Source organism: Burkholderia sp. FERM BP-3421, from assembly GCF_028657905.1.
Classification (GTDB): Bacteria; Pseudomonadota; Gammaproteobacteria; order Burkholderiales; family Burkholderiaceae; genus Burkholderia.
Genome location: NZ_CP117781.1, coordinates 2,639,235 through 2,657,646 on the forward strand (window position 1 = coordinate 2,639,235; position 18,412 = coordinate 2,657,646).

Here is an 18,412-nt window from a genome sequence, read left to right on the forward strand (position 1 = left end):
CTCCCGGCGGCAACCCGGCCGGGCTGCGAACCGTCACGCCGATTCCAGCTGGCGCGACGCATTGCCCGGCCGTGCGCGGGCGGTTTTGCTGTAAGGCACGTACAGATCTTCGGGCGGTTCCTGCTTCAGGTAGCGGCGCAGCGCGGCCGTGGCCGTCGCGAGACAATCGGAAAAAAATTCAACCGTTTCGCCCGGATAGCACAGGTAACTTTTTCGACAACTGAAAAATACGTAACCCTGATCCGGAATATTCGACGAGTCGAATAATTCAATTACCCATCGAATATGCATTGGTTCCGTCATGAGCTTATCTCTTTCGGAATGACTTCAATGCCGAACGGCAAGCGCCCCTCTGCGCCATTCATCGCCCGTCGATCGCCGCCATTCGATACGACGAGCCAATGAAACTCAATGTTTAATCTTTATCAATTCAGCCGATTTTCAAGGCAACCATCCATTGCAAAACCGTCAGCAATCTATTCATGGAGGTGCAGAGTATCAAGAAATTTCCACGAAATGATACCTCCCTTAATAATTTAATTTTCAATTCATCAGCAAACGTATTGACCCCATCTTGGGACGTTAGACTGCAAATTTTCACCTCAAATCGAACCAATCAAGCGATTGTTTCAAAAAACAAAAACAACCAAAATAGCCCACTAAAATCACCATAAAATTCAATAAACAATTAATCGATAAAATTCCCATATTTCCCCACCGCTCTCCAGCAAACCGAAAATCACCGGGAATTTCCTCAGCATCGTTTTTGCTCTGTACTCCACATAAATTGAGAAGCTGCTGTTTCTCAACTCCGGCGAGACCACGCACGCCGTCATCGCAAGAACCGGTTTCCTCATCGAAAACACGCACGCGGCTCGCCCGTCGACATGCCGGCGTTCCCTGAAGCCAACCGACGCCTCATTCCACGCCGCCGTATGGGTTCATGCCGATCAGAACATCCGAAGATCCCGCGCGACAGCCCGCAACCGTCGCCGCGCCCGATCTGCCCGGCTATCGCCGAGATCCGCCAAACCTGCTGCCGGATCCCCCAAGCCCGCCGATGCGGCTTATGGCTCGTACCGTGGCGCTCCGGTGAAGCGGCGTCGATATCCGCCATCAATGGAACGAACCCGACGCCGACCGAATCGTGCCGTTCAGATGCCGCCGGCGACCATCGGCTCAGCCGGGAGACCCGCAAGCGTGGCGCGGGCGTCGCAACCACCTCTTGCCGCCGAGGCGACGCCTGCCGTTGCTCTCATCGTCGTCCGTGCCACCACACCGCCGCGATTTCCGGTTCCCGACGCACTTGAGATTCGGCGCGTGACCACCGACCGCCCCCTCGACGGCAGCAAACGCCACGGACGCGGAGATCATCCGCGTGAAACCCGATGCCGATGCGATGGCCGACGTCGGGTCGCCGCTGCCGTGCGCCTCCCTTGCGAGCCGGCCCGGATAGCCCGGACGGCCCATGCCGTCGCTTATCGTCGCGTTGTGTAATCTGGCCCGCTGAACGAAGCGACGGGGCTCCATTACCCTACGCCGTCGCCCGGCGAGGCGACAGCAACAATTCACGTAAGTTCTCGCTTAATAAATGATTAGCACTGCTTCCAGCAACAGATAGCCGAATACCGACCAGGTCATTCGAGCCGGCAAGAACACGGTGTGCCACATGCGCCGTCCAGGACGGACGATCGGAATACCTCATCCGCATCGCCCTCCATGAATAATTATTCAAGATTCAAAAACAAATAACGAATCATCCGATTCAGAACTTTCTTCAATGCAAGACACGATGTTCGCAAACCAGGCCCGCCGTGCCGACGACGCGTCGCTCGATGCTGCCCGCCCCTCCGATAAGAGCCTTCCATGAAAATTGCCGCGCGTCGTTTTCCTCTTGGATTGATTCTGGCCGTCGCGGCCGCGCTCCAGGCATGCGGTGACGGATCGAAGAACGCCGCCGAGGGCGAGGATTTCGCGGCCTCGCTCGCCAACCAGCGCAGCCGGCTCATGGCGATGGCGGCACCGTCGCAGTCGCAATGGTCCGGCGTGACGACGCTGTCGCTGGTGCCGTCGTTCGCCGCCACGCTGCCGAGCGGCAAGGTCCTGCTGTTCTCCGCCGATGCGAAGTTCGGCTTCACGGTCGGCCCCGGCGGCATGACCTATTCGACGATCTACGATCCGGCCACCAACACCTCATCGGATACGCTCGTCAGCAACACCGGCCACGAGATGTTCTGCTCCGGCACGAGCAACCTGGCGGACGGACGGCTGCTGATCGCGGGCGGCGGCGACGACGCGAAGACGAGCATCTACGACCCCGCACTCAACACCTGGTCCGCATCGGGGCGATTGACCATTCCGCGCGCCTACAACGCGAACACGGTCCTGGCCGATGGCACGGTGCTCACGCTGGGCGGCTCGTGGCTTAGCGGCGCGAGCCCCAAGAATGCCGAACTGTGGTCGCCGTCGTCCGGAACCTGGCGGCAGTTGACCGGCGTGCCGATCCAGCCGTTTCTGGAGCCCGGCCAGAGTTCCCCCGAGCCGTACGTGGCCGACAGCCACCTGTGGCTGATTCCGGCCGGCAACGGAAAGACCTTCCATGCCGGTCCGGGCGAGGCGATGCACTGGATCGACACGCGCGGCAACGGCAGCGTCACGAACGCGGGCACGCGCGGCGACGACGCGTTCGCGTTTCACGGCAACGCCGTGATGTACGACACCGGGAAGGTGTTGAAAGTCGGCGGTTCGCCGCAGAACATGAATGCGCCGTCGAGCGCGTCGGCTTACGTGATCAACCTGAACGCCGGCGTCAACGTGCGCAAGATCAACCCGATGAACTACGCGCGGTCGTACCAGAACTCGGTCGTGCTGCCGAACGGCCAGGTGATGATCCTCGGCGGGATGACCGTCGGCGGCCAGTTCACCGACAACAACTCGGTCATGCGGCCGGAGGTCTTCGATCCCGTCACCGAGACGTTTGCGGCATTGCCGCCGATGGCGATTCCCCGCAACTATCACAGCGTGGCCGTCCTGCTGGCGGATGGGCGCGTGCTCGTCGCCGGCGGCGGGCTGTGCGGCGCCGGGTGCGCGGCCAACCATCCGGACCTGCAGATCCTCACGCCGAACTACCTGCTCAACCCGGACGGCACGCCCGCACCGCGCCCCGCGATCACGAGCGCGCCGGGCTATGCCGGCTACGGCAGCACGATCACCGTGTCGACGGATTCGGCCGTCACCGGCTTTTCGCTGGTCCGCCTCTCGTCGACCACGCACACGGTGAACAACGATCAGCGCCGCCTCTCGCTGACGTTCAGCAGCAACGGCGCAAACAGCTATCAGATCGACGCGCCGAGCAATCCCGGCTGGGCGGTGCCAGGCATGTACATGCTGTTCGCGATGAACGCGAACGGCACGCCGTCGGTCGCGAAGATGATCACGATCGGCGGCAACGGCGCGCCGACGCTCGTCGCGCCCGACTCGCAGGCGAGCTTTGTCGGCTATCCCGTTTCGTTCGGCGTGCAGGCCGGCGCGAACGGCGGCGCGACCGTCTCCTACTCCGCGACCGGCCTGCCGCCGGGGCTCGCCGTCAACGCGGCGACAGGCGTCGTCTCGGGCACACCGACGACGCAAGGCACCTACTATCCGACGATCGTCGCCTCGAACGGAACGAGCCGGGTCAGTTCGATCCTGCAATGGGACGTCAATGCCGCGGCCACCGCGCCGGCCGTGGGCCCGGTCTACGGAACGCCGGGCGCAAGCGCATCGTTCACCGACGCCGGCGGCGGCGCGCTGACGGGCGTCAACGTGCGCTCGGCCTGGTGGCTCGACAGCATCCAGGGTGTCCGCGCGTCCGGCGCGCTCGCGCTGCACGGCGGCGCGGGCGGCAACGCCAACGGCTTCACGGTGCCGGCCGGGCAATATCTGGTCCGCATGTTCGGCCTGGCCGGCGATTCGACGATCACCCAGATCAGCTTCGTCACCAACACCGGGCAAACCTTCGGCCCATACGGGCAGAACCTGGGACAGACACGCACCACGCCGTTCAACTACACGGTGCCGACCGGCATGCAGATCGTCGGCTTCACCGGCAGCGCCGGCCAGTATCTCAACGCGCTCGGCGCCCTGTATGCGCCCGTGGCGTCCGCGCCCACGGCGCCGGTCATCGCGACGCCGATTCCGCCGACTTCCTACGCAGGCGTCGAGACCTCGATCACGCTGGCGGCGAGCGAACCGGGCAACAGCCCGCTGACCTACGCCGCGACGGGGGTTGCCGCCCGGCCTGCTCATCAATGCCTCGACCGGCGTGATCGCCGGCTTCCCCACGACGGCCGGCACGTACGTCGTGAACGCGACCGTCAGCGACGGCAACGGCGGCAAGGCCAGCACCAGCTTCAACTGGGTCATCCAGCCGCCGATCCCGGTGATCCAGCCGGTGAGCGCCCCGTCGGTCATCAGCGGCAGCACGGCGAACTATACGGTCGATGCCGGCGCAGGCAGCTTCAGCTATACGTGGAATTTCGGCGACGGCAGCTCGACGACGCAGCCGACGACCGCCAACGCCGCGAGCTATACGTATACGGCGCCGGGCGTCTACACCGTGACGGTGAGCGCGACCAATGCCAGCGGAACGGTCGTGACGCGCAATTTCGTGCAGGCCGTGACGAGCGGCCGCAACACCGGCGCGAGCGCGGCGCGCTCGTCCGACATCGCGGTGGAAAAGCGCAAGGGCGCGAGCGATCGCCTCTGGGTCGTCAATCCCGACAACGGCAGCGTGTCCGTGATCGATACGGCCGGCAACACGCTGGTCCGCGAAATTCCGGTCGGACTGCAGCCGCGCACACGGTCGCGATCCGCGGCGCGACCGCGATCGTGACGAACAAGGGCGGCGCGAGCCTGAGCGTCGTCAGCACCGATACGCTCGCAGTCCTGAACACCGTCGCGCTGCCGCGCGGATCGCAACCCTACGGCGTGATCGTCGGGCCGGACGGCAGCACCTATGTCGGCCTGGAAGCCCTGGGCCAGGTGCTCAAGTTCGACGGCGGCCTCGTGCAGAGCGCGAGCGCCGCCGTGCCCGGCGTGCGCGATCTCGCGATGAGCGCGGACGGCGCGCGTCTGTTCGCGAGCCGCTTCATCACCGCGCCGCAGCCCGGCGAAAGCACGAAGACGGTCATGACGAGCGTCAACGGCCAGCCGACCGGCGGGGCCGTGACGGAACTCGATCCCGCGTCGCTCGCGAAGGTGCGCCAGTTCGTGCTGCAGTTCAGCGGGCTGCCCGACACCCTCGTGTCGGGGCGCGGCGTGCCGAACTACCTGGGTGCGCCGGCGATTTCGCCGGACGGCGCGCATGCCTGGGTGCCGTCGAAGCAGGACAACATCCAGCGCGGCGCTTACCGCGACGGCAAGCCCCTCGACTTCGAAACGACGGTGCGCGCGATCACGTCGCATCTGGACCTGACCGCGAACACCGAGGACTTGGCCGGTCGGGTCTTCCATCTGAACAGCGGCTTCACCACCGCCGCCGTCTATCATCCGAACGGCGCGTATCTGTTCGTCGCGCTCGAAACCTCGCGCGAAATCGCCGTGCTCGATGCGGCGGGGCGACGCGAACTGCTGCGCGTGGCGGCGGGGCGCGCGCCGAACGGGCTGAGCCTGTCGTCGGACGGCACGAAGCTGTACGTGAACAACTTCATGGATCGCACCGTGTCGGTCTACGACCTGAACCCGCTGCTGCAGCTCGGCAACCTGCGCCTGCCGAAGCTCGCGACGGTCGCCACGATCGGCGTCGAAAAGCTGCCGGCCAACGTGCTGCTCGGCAAGCAGCTGTTCTACGACGCGCAGGACCCTCGCCTCGCGCGCGACAGCTGGATGAGTTGCGCAAGCTGCCACAACGAGGGCGGCGAGGACGGCCGGGTCTGGGACTTCACGAGCCTCGGCGAGGGGCTGCGCAATACGATCAGCCTGCTCGGCCGCGCGGGCGGCCACGGCAACAAGCACTGGAGCGCGAATTTCGATGAGATCCAGGACTTCGAAGGGCAGATCCGGGTGTTCGAGCAGGGCACCGGGCTGATGACCAATGCGCAGTTCAACACCGGCACGCGCAGCCAGCCGCTCGGCGATCCGAAGGCCGGCGTGAGCGCGGATCTCGACGCGCTCGCCGCGTACGTGTCGTCGCTCAACGTGTTCAGCCCGAGTCCGTTCCGGAATCAGGACGGCACGCTCACAGGCGCCGCGCTTGCGGGCAAGACGATCTTCGCGACCCACTGCGCCAGTTGCCACGGCGGCGTCAACTTCACCGACAGCTTTACGTTCGCCGGCACGTCGACCACCGACCTGCGCGACGTCGGCACGCTCTACCCCGGCAGCGGGAAACGCCTGGGCGGCGCACTGCCGGGCTTCGACACGCCGACCCTGCGCGATGTCTGGGCCACCGCGCCGTACCTGCACGACGGCTCCGCGCCGACGGTCGACGCCGCGATCGCCGCCCATGCGAATGTGAGCCTGAGTCCCGCGGATCTGGCGTCCGTCAGCGCGTACGTGTTGCAGATCGGCGGCGACGAAGCCTATGCGCCGGGTACGTTCTCGACCGGCCCGGCCTTCGGCACCCCGACGCTCGGCGCCGCGTTCTCGGACACGGTGCAGCCGGTCAATCCGCTCGTCGGCGTCAATCTCCGCGGCGGTTATTGGCTGGACAGCATCCAGGGTGTGACCAGTTCGGGCGCGTTGCCGGCGCACGGCGGAAACGGCGGCAACGCCGCCAGCTTCAGGCTGCCGGCCGGGCAATACCTGGTCCGGATATACGGCCGGGCGACCCCGGGCAAGACCATCGGGCAGATCACGTTCGTGTCGAACACGGGCCAGACCTATGGTCCGTACGGCAGCAACCTGGGACCGGGGACAAGCGTCCCGTTCGACTACACGGTGCCGGCGGGCAGGAAGATCTATGGATTCGCCGGCGCGAGCGATACGTATTTGAATGCGATCGGCGTGATCTATGGTCCGTGACGCGAATGAGGCCGATGAATAGGCGCGTCCCGATGCGCATGCGCCGCCTCGTGTTCGCGATCGCGCTGGCGGCCGGCGTCGGGGCGATCGGGCACGCATGGCGCGGCGGGCCGACCGGCGGCCCGCCGCGGACGAGGCCATTCGAGGACGGACGGCGTCTGTTCGACGGATCGCTGCCGGCGGCGGCGAGGCTCGCGGGCCACGACGACGCCTTGCCGCCGGTGGCGACGCGCTGCGCGAACTGTCATGCCGACGTCGATCGCGCCGGACAGGCGAGCTTCGCCCCGGCGTTGACGGCATCGCGCCTGCTCGACAGTCGCGTGCGGCGCGGCGGTCCGGCAAGCGCGTACGACGAGACGTCGTTTTGCCGCGTGCTGCGCGACGGCATCGGCCCCGACGACGTGATGATCAACGAGACGATGCCGCGTTATACGTTGACGCGGGATCAATGCGCGACCCTGTGGCGCTATCTGACACAGGCAACCTGACGGCCCGCGTTTCTTCCGGGATCGGCCGGCGGCCACCGCGGCGTGCGCCGCCCGGCCGACGCACGCCGTCTTTCCCCGAGTGATCGCATGACACAACACTCCCCGACACGCAGGGCGGCGCTGCGCACGGCCTGCTGGATCGCGCTGGCGGGCGTCGGCAGGCTGGCGGCCGCGCACAATCAGGCCGGAACGGTGAGCCCGCCGCGCGGCGCGCCCGAGATGAAACTGGTCACGCACACCGCACGCCAGACGACGCTGCGCGCATTGTTGACCGGAAAGGCGACGGCGTTGCAGCTGATGTTCACCGGCTGCAGCGCGACCTGTCCGATTCAGGGCGCGCTTTTCGCGCAGGTGCAGGCCGCGCTTCCCCGCGCCGGGCGGCTGCCGCTGCAACTGGTATCCGCGAGCATCGACCCGTTCGGCGACACGCCTCGGGCAATGCAGGGCTGGCTCGCGAAATTCGGCGCGGAGTCCGCCTGGACGGGCATGATTCCCGAGGCCGGGCGCGTGGATGCATGGCTCGACTTCCTGAACGGACGCGCAGTCGGGTCCGATCGGCACACGGGGCAGGTGTTTTTCTTCGACGAGCAGGCGCGGCTAGTGCTGCGCACCGCCGATTTCCCGAAATCGGACGAGGTCGCGCGCCTGCTCGCGCAGCTTGCGTCGCGCATCAAGGTTTGAGCGCGCGGCGCGATCCAACCGACGCCGTGCGCGGGCGCGCGTGAGGCTTGCGGTTGGCGCATCGCGTACGACGCACGCGGCGCAGGCGTTCCGCTGCCGTCGGCCAGCACATGCCTGAATGGATGCGCGCGCAAGCAAGCGGCGCGCTCGCGCCGCCCGCCTGCGATCATCCGGCGATGCGGGAAGACCCGGCGCACCGCACGGCAACGCCGCGCGCATCGCACGCCTGGGCGGCACGCCTCAGCGCGCCCCGGCGAAGGCGAGGATCTCGTCCGCAACGGCCCGAGGCGCTTCGCGTTGCGGAAAATGGCCGATTCCATCGAGCACGGCGCGCCGGTAGGGTCCGCTGAACCAGTGCGCCTTGCCGTCCGAACTGTCCGGGTGATTGCACGCATCGGCGCCGCCATGCAGCACGAGCGTCGGCACCGCGAGCCGGGGCGGCGGGTCGAGGCTGGCGTCGTCGTCCGCGTAGGCGGGATCGCCCGCGACGAAGCCCCAGCGATGCCGGTACGAATGCAGCACCACCGCCGCCCAATCCGGATTGTCGAACGCGGCGGCGGCCGCCTCGAAGTCCGGCGGCGCATACCAGCCCGCGGGCGACCAGGTGTCCCACATCCCGCGCGTGAACGCGCGGCGATCCTGTTCCACCGCCGCGGCCCCGCGCGGCGTCGCCATGAACCAGTGATACCAGTAGTTGCGCGCTTGCGCGTAGCCGAGCGCCTGATGCGGATCGTTGGTGCCGTAGCCGACCGACAGCATCACCAGGCCCGACGCAACGCCGTCGCGCAAGCCGCAGGCATTGGCCACCGCGCGCGCGCCCCAGTCATGGCCGACGAGCAGCGGCGCGCGCAGGGCGAGCGCCTCGATGAAATCGAGCAGATCGCGACCCAACGCGCTCAGTTGTCCGCTGCGCGGCGTGCCCGGATCGCGGAAGCGGGTCGGGCCGAAGCCGCGCAGCGCGGGACACAGCACCCGATAGCCCGCATCGGCCAGCCGCCGCGCGACGTCGGCCCAGGTTTCGGGGCTGTCCGGCCAGCCGTGCACGAGCACGGCGCAGCGCGCGGCCCGCGGATTCCATTCGAGATAGCCGATCCGCAACCGGCGGGTATCGACAAAGACATACTCAGACATCGCGACTCCGGGATTCCTGGATGAAGCCGTCAGCTTAATTCGCGCGGCCGCGCCGATTCGTCACGATCGCGGCCCGATTGATGACATTTCGCGATCAATCCGTGCGCGGTCGATTCGCCCGATTGCGTCGGCGCGTGGCGCGCATCGCAACGGGCCGGGCCGGGTCGGGTCGGGTCAGGTCGGGTCGGGTCGGGTCGGGTCATTCGAACAGGATGCCTGATCATTCTGGCGCCGACGAATCCGGTCGCGCGTCCGCGCGTCCGCTCACGGCAGCGCATGCGGCAAATGCCAGCCGTAGCGCACCGCCGCCATCCGCACCGCGAAGCACGCGCCGCCGCCCGACCAGGCCGCGACGATGGGCGGCACGCGCAGGCGGCGGCAGACCACCACCACCGTCCCGCCCACGAACGCCGCGCTCGCATAGATGTCCGTCACGAGCACGCCGGGAATCCGCGCGAGCAGCAGATCGCGCAGCACGCCGCCACCGACGCCCGTCACGGTGCCCATCAGCGCGGCGATGAACGGCCCGATGCCGTAGCCGAGCGCCTTCTGCGCGCCCGCCACCGCGAACAGCGCGAGCCCCGCCGCATCGAGCGCGACCAGCAGCGATGCGGGCACGCGCAGCACCTGAGCATGCATGGCGAAGGTCAGCAGGCCGGTCGCGAACGCCAGCGCCGGATAACGCCAGTCGCGGATCGCATTCGGCGGCGTCGCGCCGATCAGCAGGTCGCGGATCACCCCGCCGCCCAGCGCGACCACGAAGGCCAGCACCATCACGCCCAGCAGGTCGAGGCCGCCCCGCATCGCCGCGACCGCCCCTTCGAGCGCGAACACCGCGGTGCCGGCAAGATCGGCGGCGAGAATGATCGTATCGTTTCGATTCATCGGGAACGGAGTGGGCAGCGCCCTTGGCCGGTGGTCCGTCGCCGAGCATACCCGAGCGTCGGCGCGCCCGCCATCGGGCGTGCGCGGGGCGCCTCTGTCACAATGCCCGGATCCCGGCGTCCCGACGCCGCTTCCCGTTGCGAGGCTCTCCGTGCAAGCATCGACTCCCGCCCCGGGCGGATCGGCGTCGCTCGATCTGGTCCTGTTGCGCACCTTCATCGAAGTCGTCGAACTGGGCGGTTTCGCGCTCGCGGCCGACCGGCTCGCGCTGACCCCGTCCGCCGTCAGCGGTCACATCCGGCGGCTCGAGGACGTGGCAGGCGCGCGGCTGCTCGCGCGCACGACGCGCAGCGTCCAGCTGACCGGCCCGGGCGAAATGCTTTACGCGTATGCGCGCAATATCGTCAATCTCGAACAGGAAGCGCGCATCCGCCTGCGCAACGCGGCGACGCACGAACGGATCCGCATCGGCGCATCCGAGGATTTCACCGGCGCGTGGCTGCCGCAGGTGCTGACAACCTTCCAGCATCGCTATCCGGGCGTCGCGATCACGTTGCAGGTCGGCATCACGCCCGACCTGCTGCGCGCGCTCGAACACGATCAGCTCGACCTGGTGTTCGGCAAGCATTGCGCGCGCGCGCCCGACGGCGGCGCGCTGCTGTGGGAGGAACCGCTCGTCTGGACCTTCGGCGCCGCCTGCGCGTTCGACCCCGAAGCGGAACTGCCGCTCGCGGCCTTCGCCGAACCGTGCGTGTACCGCGAGGCGGCGATCGACGCGCTGACCCGCGCCGGCAAGCGCTGGCGGCTCGCGTTCGAGAGCGGCAGCATGGCGGGTTGCCTCGCGGCCGCGCAGGCGGGCTTCGCCGTCGCGCCCGTCGCCGCCAGCCAGCTGCGCGAGGGCCTGCGCGCGCTGGGCGCGGCCGACGGCCTGCCGCCGCTGCCCGAGGTGCGCTTCCACGTGTTCGCGCGCCACGCATCGCGCATCGCGCAGGAACTGGCCGACGCCGTCCGCGAGACGGGCGCACGCCGCCGCTTCGGCTCGGTCTAGCGATCGCGGTCTGACGGTCTGACGGTCTGACGGTCTGGCGGTCTGGCGGTCTGGCGGTCTGGCGGTCTGGCGGTCTGGCGGTCTGGCGGTCTGGCGGTCTGACGGTCTGGCGGTCTGGCGGTCTGACGGTCAGCGAACCCGCGGCCGGCGGCGCATGGTCGGCTTGCATGCGCAAGCGCCCGCTCATGCTCACCGCCCTGGTCGGAACCCATCCCCTTCGGGACGCTCGCCGCAACCCGCCCAATTCGGAAGACGGCGACTCAATCGAGCAGCATCAGCTGGAACACGTTGCCCTCCGGATCCTCGCCGTCGCACAGCAGATACGGAAATCCCGCGAAGCGCTTCGGTTCGCGCATCGGCACGCCCTCGGCCGCGAGCGCCTCGCGCAACGCGTCGAGGCCGGCCTGCACGGCGAACACGAGCTTCACGTTCGAACCGTCGCCGGGCCGCGTCGCGTCGCGAAACGCCGGACCGGCGCGATGCAGCGCCAGCTCGATCGCGCCGGCGCGCAGCACGACCCATTCGTTGTCGATCTCCTCGCTCGCGACGAAGCCGAAATGCCGTTCATAGAACGCCTTCAGGCGCGACACGTCGTGCACATACAGGATCAAGCGGGTCAACGGATACGTCATGGCGACACCTCTGCGCGCGTGAATGGCCGAAGGCGCGAGGCCCCGGCCGCGCTGCCGGAGCGGCAGGCATCCGCGACTATAGCGCAGGGGTCGCGCGGCCGCCGCGCGGCGGCGTTATCATCCGTCCACGCGGGCGGCCGGTCCGAGGCCCGCGCCCCGTCACCCTCCGATCGAGTGCGCGCCCATGCTGACCGTCCATCACCTGAACAACTCCCGCTCGCAGCGCGTGCTGTGGCTGCTCGAAGAACTGGGCGTGCCCTACGAGATCCAGCGCTATGCGCGCGATCCGGCCACGATGCTCGCGCCGCCCGAGCTGCGCGCCGTGCATCCGCTCGGCAAGTCGCCGGTGATCACCGACGACGGGCTGACGCTCGCGGAATCCGGCGCGATCGTCGAATACCTGCTCGACCGCTACGGCGAAGGTCGCCTCGCGCCGCCGCGCGGCACGCCGGAGCGCGCGCGGCTGACCTACTGGCTGCATTACGCGGAAGGCTCGGCGATGCCGCCGCTGCTGCTCAAGCTGGTTGCGCTGCGCATCGCGAGCGCGCCGATGCCGTTCTTCGCGAAGCCGATCGCGCGGCGCATCGCCGCGACGCTGCAGTCGAGCTTCATCGATCCGCAGCTGAAGCTGCATCTCGGCTATCTGGACGACGCGCTGCGCCCGACCGGCTGGTTCGTCGGCGACGCGTTCAGCGCGGCCGACATCCAGATGAGCTTCCCGCTCGAAGCGGCGGCCTCGCGCGACGGCGCGGTCGCGGCGCTGCCGTCGATCACGGCCTTCCTCGCGCGCATTCACGCGCGCCCTGCCTATCGGCGCGCGCTCGAACGCGGCGGCCCGTATGCGTTCGCGAACTGACGGCGGCCCCTGACGCGCGGCCGCGGATGCGCGCCTCAGCTGAGCTCAGCTCAGCAGCCCCGCCGCGACGTTGATCGACAGGCCGAGCACCGCGATGTTGAAGTAGAACGACAGGATCGACTGCGCGAGCGCGGCGCGGCGGATCGAGCGATTGCCCAGCGACACGTCGGCGGTCTGCGACGCCACCGCGATCGTGAACGAGAAATACAGGAAGTCCCAGTAGTCGGGATCGAGGTCGCGGTCCGGGAATTGCAGCGCGCGGGCGTCGCGCGGCGACAGGTAGTAGAGCCGCGCATAGTGCAGCGTGAAGATGGTCGGGATCAGGAACCACGCGCCGAACATCGTCGCGCCCGTCACCACGTAGTGACCGATGCCCGCGCCCTTCGCGCTCGCGAGTTCGATCGCGATCGCCGCGATGCTCGCGACCGTCGCGAGGCAGATCACGGTCAGCACGGTGGTGGCCTTTTCATCGTCGAGCATCGCGATGTCCGCCACCTTGCGATGATGCGCGCGCATCATGCGCGTCCACATCAGCGCGAGATACAGCCAGATCGCGACGTCCCAGCCGATCAGCACGCGCACGACGGGGCGCAGCGGCTGGGGAAACAACAGGCCGAACAACACGCCGGCGGCGAGCGCCGCCATCATGCGCGGCCGGTTGCGCAACACTTGGGGATAGAGCGTCATCGCGTCACTGAAATGATCGTGAAAGGCGCGCCGCGATGCAGCACGATGAACCGCCATTATCGTCAGCTTGTTCGCCTGCGCCAAGCGCATGCGCATCCTAAGATGGGGGAATGCGCCCCGCCCCTCTCCTGTGCCGTCACGCCGCCAATCATGCCGGCCGCGACTTCGTGGTCGGCGACCTGCACGGCTGCGTCGATCCGCTGCGCGTGCTGCTGCACGACGCGCGCTTCGACGCCGCGCGCGACCGGCTGTTCTCGGTCGGCGATCTGGTCGACCGGGGCGAACAGCCGGAAGCCGCGCTCGCGCTGCTCGACCGCCCGTGGTTCTTCCCGGTGCTCGGCAACCACGAGGACGTGCTGTGCGCGGTCGCGGAAGGCGCGCTCGCGATGAGCGTGTGGGAACGGATCGGCGGCGCGTGGGCCGCGCACCTGCCGGCGGAGGCGCTGGCCCGCCACGCGCGGCGGCTGCGCATGCTGCCGCTCGTGCGCAGCATCGGCGACGGCGCGGCGCGCTTTCACATCCTCCATGCGGAATTCTTCGGCGACGACGCCGCACTCGCGCGCGGCGACTACGACGACGCGACGCGCCAGCGCCTGCTGTGGGGCCGCGAACTGGTGTACGGCCGCGCCGATCCGGCCCGGCAGGCCGGCCTCTCGCCGACCTATTGCGGCCACACGCCGGTGCACGAAGTGATGCGCATCGGCGCGCAGACCTTCGTCGACACCGGCGCGTTCGACCGCTCCGGCAAGCTCACGCTGCTCGAGGTGGAAAGCGGCCGATGCTGGGCGATCTCGGTGGCCGCCGCGCGCTTTCGCGGCGCGGCCGACCTGCCGCTGCCCTGAGCCGCTCAGCCGACCTGGTTCAGCTCGTAGACGGCGTCGATCGCCGCGCCGTTCCAGTTGTATTCCAGATAGGCCGCGTGGTGGCAGTCGCGCAGCAGCGTCGTGCGGAACGCCGCGAGGCACTCGCCCGCCGGATCGCGCACCGACGGATATGCGATCCCCGCCACGCCCGCCGCGCGCACCGCCTGCCCCAGCGCCTGCCCCGCGCGATAGTCGTTCGCATCGAGCAGCGCCGGATCGCGCGCGGACCAGCCGCGCACGTCGGCCACCTCGCCCTGCGCCACCACCGTGTAGAGCCGCATCTGCTGGCGCATCGACGGCTCGCGGGTGGCCGCCAGGAACAGCGCGGCGTGGTAGCGCGTTTCCGCGATCGCGGTGTCGCGCGCGCGGGCGCAGTAGAACACGCCGTAGCGGCCGTCGGAGAAACGGCTGCCGTTCGGGTTCAGGTGGGTGAAGGCCGCCATGATCGGCCCGTAGCCGGCCCCGAAGCGGCGCTCGCCGGGCGGCACGAGATCGAGCTGGCCGACCTCGCTGCGCACCCGGTCGTTGGTCAGCGCCTCGAGCGCGTAGAGCGCTTCGAAATCGTCGGCCGACGCGACGCGGTCGAACAGGTTGATCGCGGGAAAACGCGTCGGGATGACCCGGTAGGCCGGCGCCCAGTCGAGCGCGGCAAGCGGCCAGTCGGCACGCCGTGCGATCGAGGTCACGCCCATCCGCCCCGCATCGCATCGAGATACTGGCGCACGGCCACGAGGTCGCTGACGTTGCCCGCCAGCATCCGGTCGAGCGCGCGCCTGCCGTTGAACGGCGCGGCGTCGTTCGGACGCTTGACCCACGCATCCGCGGCCGCCGCCTGCGGCAGCAGGATCTGCAGCGCCTTGTAGATGCCGAGCATCAGCGACAGGCGTTCGAGCGTGTCGCGCGTCAGGCGCGCCGTCTGCGGCGACGCCTTCCACTTGAAGAAGGTCGAGCGCCCCGGCGAGCCCAGCAGCACCAGCTGCTCGTCGACCGACAGCTCCCAGTCGCGCGCGATGTTGAAGAACGCCCGCAGCCCGGCCGCCGACATCTCGGTGACCGACGCGTCCGGCGGATTCGGGTGGGGCTTCAAGGCAGGATAGGACATCACCGTTAGTCTCAATATGAATTCACTAACAAGATTAGTCCAATTCTAGATGATTTCAAGGGACAGGGGGTGGATGCCATCCGCGCGGCGCGGGATCGCCCGGCCGCGTGCGGCGTCGCGGACGGATTCGCGCGGCGAATGATGCGTTCCCGTCGCGGCCGGGCAGCGGGGTGAACGGCAGGCATGGGAAACAGGGGCCGCGCGACGAGGGCGTGCGGAAAAGCTTGCGGAGGGTGTCTGGTCGCGCGCGCCCCGCGGCAGGCGGATGTCGCGGCGACGGCCACGGCGGCATGCCGAGCCGCCGGCCTTGGCGCCCGCCCCGCCCGGCAGGCGGTCGCGTCATGCGGCCCGGCCGAGCGCGGCGACGCCGCGCGCGCATGCCGGCCGGGCAACACGCTCAGGCGGCGTCGAAACGTCCGATCGCGGGCAGCGGCCGCGCGTCGCGCGGACCGTGGGCGGCGGCGATCCCGTCGACGCGCGCGAGGTGATGCCGGTTGTCGTGATCCCACGGATGAAAGCCCGGCCGGAAAAAGCTCAGCCACTCGCGCGCGATGCGCGGGAACAGGCCGTGGCGCGGCCCGTACAGAAACGCGACCACGCGCCACATGCCGCGCACGCGGTGGCCGGCCTGCCGGTCCGAACGGATCAGGCGCGTGTGGAGCAGGAACACGGTGGGCCAGAACGTCAGCGTGGTCACCAGATACACGCCGATGCGCCCCAGGTAGCGCGCCGGCCCGGGCTTCATCACGGTGTTCCAGACGTCGAACGACACCGCCTTGTGCTCGGTTTCCTCGAGCGCGTGCCACAGCCACATCTGCCGATAGCCTTCCTCCGAGCCGTCGAGGCGCGTCGCGTCGTCGAGCAGCAGGCCGGCCAGCATCGCCGTGTAATGCTCGGCCGCCACGGTGTGCGCGAGCTGCACCCAATGCGGCAGCACCCGCTTCATCCAGCCGAGCACCTTCCAGATGCGCTGGTCGAGCTTGCGCGCGGGCAGGCGGTTCGCCTGCAGCAGTTCGTTGTACTCGATGTGCTCGCGGGTATGCATCGCCTCCTGCCCGATGAACGCGAGCACCTGCTTCTTGAGCACCGGGTCCTGGATCCGGTCGCGGTAGTTGCGCACCGAATCCATGAAGAAACGCTCGCCCGCCGGAAACAGCAGCGACAGCGCGTTGAAGAAGTGCGATACCTGCGATCCCTGGCCGTGCCAGTCCTTCGCGCGCTCGACCGGCAGGGAAAAATGAAGATCGCGGCGGACCGGCATCACCAGCACCGGATCGCGCGAACGGACAGCCTCAGTCATCGACGTCTCCTGAATGGACGCCGGGCGCGCCGGACCCCGCGCGCCGCGGTCTGTGCGTCGGCGGCCGATCCCCGCCGATCGTTACATCACTAACTGTAACAATATGGCGTGCGCAAGCCGGAAGGCAAGGCGGGCGCTAGTGGTTCGCTTCCAAACGCGCGGGCGGATGACGCCCGCGTGTTTCAAACCGGCGGGGCCACCTTTGGCGAGGTCACCCTTGGCGAGGTCACCCTTGGCGGGGCCACCCTTGGCGGGGTCACCCTTGGCGGGGCCACCCTTGGCGGGGTCATCCTTGGCGGGGTCATCCTTGGCGGGGTCACCCTTGGCGGGGTCACCCTTGGCGGGGTCATCCTTGGCGGGGTCACCCTTGGCGGGGTCACCCTTGGCGGGGTCACCCTTGGCGGGGTCACCCTTGGCGGGGCCACCCTTGGCGGGGCCACCCTTGGCGGGGCCACCCTTGGCGGGGCCACCTTTGGCGGGGTCACCTTTGGCGGGGTCACCCTCGGCGGGGTCGCCTCGGCCGCTCCGATCCGTGCAACGGACCGCGCGCCGCGCACGCGGAGCGTGCGCTCCCCTACAATAGCGGTTTCGTTCGTTTTTTCAGGAGTCGTTCATGGAAGTCGTGACCACCGAATCGGGTCTCAAGTACGAAGATTTGACCGAAGGCAGCGGCGAGGAAGCGCGCGCGGGCCAGACGGTCAGCGTCCATTACACCGGCTGGCTCACCGACGGCCAGAAGTTCGATTCCAGCAAGGACCGCAACGATCCGTTCGCGTTCGTGCTGGGCGGCGGCATGGTCATCAAGGGCTGGGACGAAGGCGTGCAGGGGATGAAGGTCGGCGGCGTGCGGCGCCTGACGATTCCGCCGCAACTCGGCTACGGCGTGCGCGGCGCGGGCGGCGTGATTCCGCCGAACGCGACGCTCGTGTTCGAAGTCGAACTGCTCGACATCTGAGCCACGCCCCGCGCCCGATCATGGAAGCCGCCCTCGCGTCGCCCACCGTCTCGCTGCGCCGCTACGGCCAGTCCGAGGCGTCCGACGTGCACGACTTCCACCAGATCGTGCTGGGCGTCGATGGCGCGATGGTGATGTCGGTCGACGGCGTCGACGCGCGCATCGACCGGCATTCGGCCTGGCTGGTCCCGGCCGGCGCGCGCCACGCCTATGCCGGGCTCGGCGCGAACCGCCAGCTCGTGCTCGACCTGCCCGCCGCGTCGCTCGCGGTGCCCGCGCGGCTGTTCGAACGCGCCCGCACGCTGCGCCTCGAACCGGCCCTCGGCGTGCTCGCGGCCGAACTGGCCGGCCATGCGGAAGCAGGCGGCCGGCGCTTTCACTGGCAGGCCGCCGCGCGGCTGTGCGACGCGCTGGTCGCGACGCTCGGCGAAACCGCACCCACGGCGCGCGCGGGCGGGCTCGCCGTCGCGCGCATCGATCGCTGGCTGCGCGCGCACCTCGCCGAACCGCTGCGGGTCGCCGATCTGGCCGCGCACTGCGGCTTCGGCCTGCGGCGCTTTCATGCGCTGTTCTGCGACGCCTTCGGCGAAACGCCCCATCAATACCTGCGACGGCTGCGGCTCGACACCGCGCTGCTGCTGCTCGACGATCCGGGCCGCCCGCTCGCCGACATCGCGATCGCGGTCGGCTTCGCGGATCAGAGCGCGCTCACGCATGCGTTCACCGGCCGCTTCGGCCTCGCGCCCGGCCAGTGGCGCAACCTGCGTCACTGATCACGCCGC

General features: G+C 68.7%; 17 protein-coding genes and 2 pseudogenes. 10 read left to right on the forward strand and 9 right to left on the reverse strand.

The annotated features are described in order from the left end of the window. Nucleotides 1–33 precede the first annotated feature (33 nt). Both Bsp3421_RS14540 and Bsp3421_RS14545 read right to left on the reverse strand, forming a co-directional pair. The gene (locus Bsp3421_RS14540) at nt 34–303 is read right to left on the reverse strand and encodes a hypothetical protein (protein WP_273996642.1); all 270 of its coding nucleotides are present in this window, start codon (nt 301–303) and stop codon (nt 34–36) included. A 294-nt stretch (nt 304–597) separates the two neighbouring features. Next, on the reverse strand, nt 598–870 hold the full coding sequence (locus Bsp3421_RS14545) for a hypothetical protein (protein ID WP_273996643.1): 273 nt from the start codon (nt 868–870) through the stop codon (nt 598–600). 2,031 nt (nt 871–2,901) lie between these two features. On the opposite strand from Bsp3421_RS14545, the pseudogene Bsp3421_RS34405 reads away from it, so the two are divergent. From Bsp3421_RS34405 to Bsp3421_RS14560, 5 genes and pseudogenes are all read left to right on the forward strand, one after another. Continuing rightward, nucleotides 2,902–4,062 (forward strand): annotated as a pseudogene (locus tag Bsp3421_RS34405) (galactose oxidase-like domain-containing protein); the annotation flags it as partial. Nucleotides 4,063–4,303: 241 nt separating this feature from the next. After that, complete coding sequence (locus Bsp3421_RS34410) at nt 4,304–4,873, forward strand: PKD domain-containing protein (RefSeq protein ID WP_443111518.1); 570 nt, start codon at nt 4,304–4,306, stop codon at nt 4,871–4,873. A 983-nt stretch (nt 4,874–5,856) separates the two neighbouring features. Next, nucleotides 5,857–7,002 (forward strand): annotated as a pseudogene (locus tag Bsp3421_RS34415) (jacalin-like lectin); the annotation flags it as partial. A gap of 32 nt (nt 7,003–7,034) precedes the next feature. After that, nucleotides 7,035–7,490 (forward strand): hypothetical protein, encoded by a 456-nt coding sequence (locus tag Bsp3421_RS14555; protein ID WP_273996645.1) that lies wholly within the window; start codon nt 7,035–7,037, stop codon nt 7,488–7,490. A gap of 87 nt (nt 7,491–7,577) precedes the next feature. Further along, on the forward strand, nt 7,578–8,171 hold the full coding sequence (locus tag Bsp3421_RS14560) for an SCO family protein (protein ID WP_273996646.1): 594 nt from the start codon (nt 7,578–7,580) through the stop codon (nt 8,169–8,171). A gap of 240 nt (nt 8,172–8,411) precedes the next feature. On the opposite strand, the gene Bsp3421_RS14565 is transcribed toward Bsp3421_RS14560, so the two are convergent. Together Bsp3421_RS14565 and Bsp3421_RS14570 are read right to left on the reverse strand one after the other, a co-directional pair. Further along, entirely contained in the window at nt 8,412–9,302 is an 891-nt protein-coding gene (locus tag Bsp3421_RS14565; RefSeq protein WP_273996647.1) for an alpha/beta fold hydrolase, read from the reverse strand. Between the two features lie 264 nt (nt 9,303–9,566). Then, nucleotides 9,567–10,187, reverse strand: a complete 621-nt coding sequence (locus tag Bsp3421_RS14570) for a trimeric intracellular cation channel family protein (protein WP_273996648.1) — start codon at nt 10,185–10,187, stop codon at nt 9,567–9,569. A gap of 151 nt (nt 10,188–10,338) precedes the next feature. On the opposite strand from Bsp3421_RS14570, the gene Bsp3421_RS14575 reads away from it, so the two are divergent. Further along, nucleotides 10,339–11,235: a LysR substrate-binding domain-containing protein gene (locus tag Bsp3421_RS14575; RefSeq protein WP_273996649.1), complete on the forward strand. Its 897-nt coding sequence runs from the start codon at nt 10,339–10,341 to the stop codon at nt 11,233–11,235. A gap of 260 nt (nt 11,236–11,495) precedes the next feature. Here the strand turns inward: Bsp3421_RS14575 and Bsp3421_RS14580 are convergent, their stop codons facing one another. Next, a complete protein-coding gene (locus Bsp3421_RS14580; protein ID WP_273996650.1) occupies nt 11,496–11,867 on the reverse strand; it encodes a VOC family protein in 372 nt (123 codons plus the stop codon). Between the two features lie 184 nt (nt 11,868–12,051). Between Bsp3421_RS14580 and Bsp3421_RS14585 the strand changes: the two genes are divergently transcribed. Then, nucleotides 12,052–12,723 carry a glutathione S-transferase family protein gene (locus tag Bsp3421_RS14585; RefSeq protein ID WP_273996651.1) on the forward strand — a complete coding sequence of 224 codons (672 nt, stop codon included), beginning with the start codon at nt 12,052–12,054 and terminating at the stop codon, nt 12,721–12,723. A gap of 45 nt (nt 12,724–12,768) precedes the next feature. Here the strand turns inward: Bsp3421_RS14585 and Bsp3421_RS14590 are convergent, their stop codons facing one another. Next, the gene (locus Bsp3421_RS14590) at nt 12,769–13,410 is read right to left on the reverse strand and encodes a DUF1345 domain-containing protein (RefSeq protein ID WP_273996652.1); all 642 of its coding nucleotides are present in this window, start codon (nt 13,408–13,410) and stop codon (nt 12,769–12,771) included. Nucleotides 13,411–13,520: 110 nt separating this feature from the next. On the opposite strand from Bsp3421_RS14590, the gene Bsp3421_RS14595 reads away from it, so the two are divergent. Then, nucleotides 13,521–14,252 (forward strand): metallophosphoesterase, encoded by a 732-nt coding sequence (locus Bsp3421_RS14595; protein ID WP_273996653.1) that lies wholly within the window; start codon nt 13,521–13,523, stop codon nt 14,250–14,252. Nucleotides 14,253–14,257: 5 nt separating this feature from the next. On the opposite strand, the gene Bsp3421_RS14600 is transcribed toward Bsp3421_RS14595, so the two are convergent. The 3 genes from Bsp3421_RS14600 to Bsp3421_RS14610 form a co-directional block, all read right to left on the reverse strand. After that, nucleotides 14,258–14,959 (reverse strand): RES family NAD+ phosphorylase, encoded by a 702-nt coding sequence (locus Bsp3421_RS14600; RefSeq protein WP_443111452.1) that lies wholly within the window; start codon nt 14,957–14,959, stop codon nt 14,258–14,260. Continuing rightward, nucleotides 14,956–15,375, reverse strand: coding sequence for an MbcA/ParS/Xre antitoxin family protein (locus Bsp3421_RS14605; RefSeq protein WP_252983861.1), 420 nt, complete (start codon nt 15,373–15,375; stop codon nt 14,956–14,958). The genes Bsp3421_RS14600 and Bsp3421_RS14605 overlap by 4 nt, the downstream gene beginning before the upstream one ends. Nucleotides 15,376–15,772: 397 nt before the next feature. Continuing rightward, on the reverse strand, nt 15,773–16,675 hold the full coding sequence (locus Bsp3421_RS14610) for a metal-dependent hydrolase (protein WP_273996655.1): 903 nt from the start codon (nt 16,673–16,675) through the stop codon (nt 15,773–15,775). Between the two features lie 613 nt (nt 16,676–17,288). Here Bsp3421_RS14610 and Bsp3421_RS14615 point away from each other — a divergent pair. Both Bsp3421_RS14615 and Bsp3421_RS14620 read left to right on the forward strand, forming a co-directional pair. Continuing rightward, complete coding sequence (locus Bsp3421_RS14615) at nt 17,289–17,630, forward strand: FKBP-type peptidyl-prolyl cis-trans isomerase (protein ID WP_273996656.1); 342 nt, start codon at nt 17,289–17,291, stop codon at nt 17,628–17,630. 20 nt (nt 17,631–17,650) lie between these two features. After that, complete coding sequence (locus Bsp3421_RS14620; protein WP_273996657.1) at nt 17,651–18,403, forward strand: helix-turn-helix domain-containing protein; 753 nt, start codon at nt 17,651–17,653, stop codon at nt 18,401–18,403. Nucleotides 18,404–18,412: the final 9 nt, after the last annotated feature.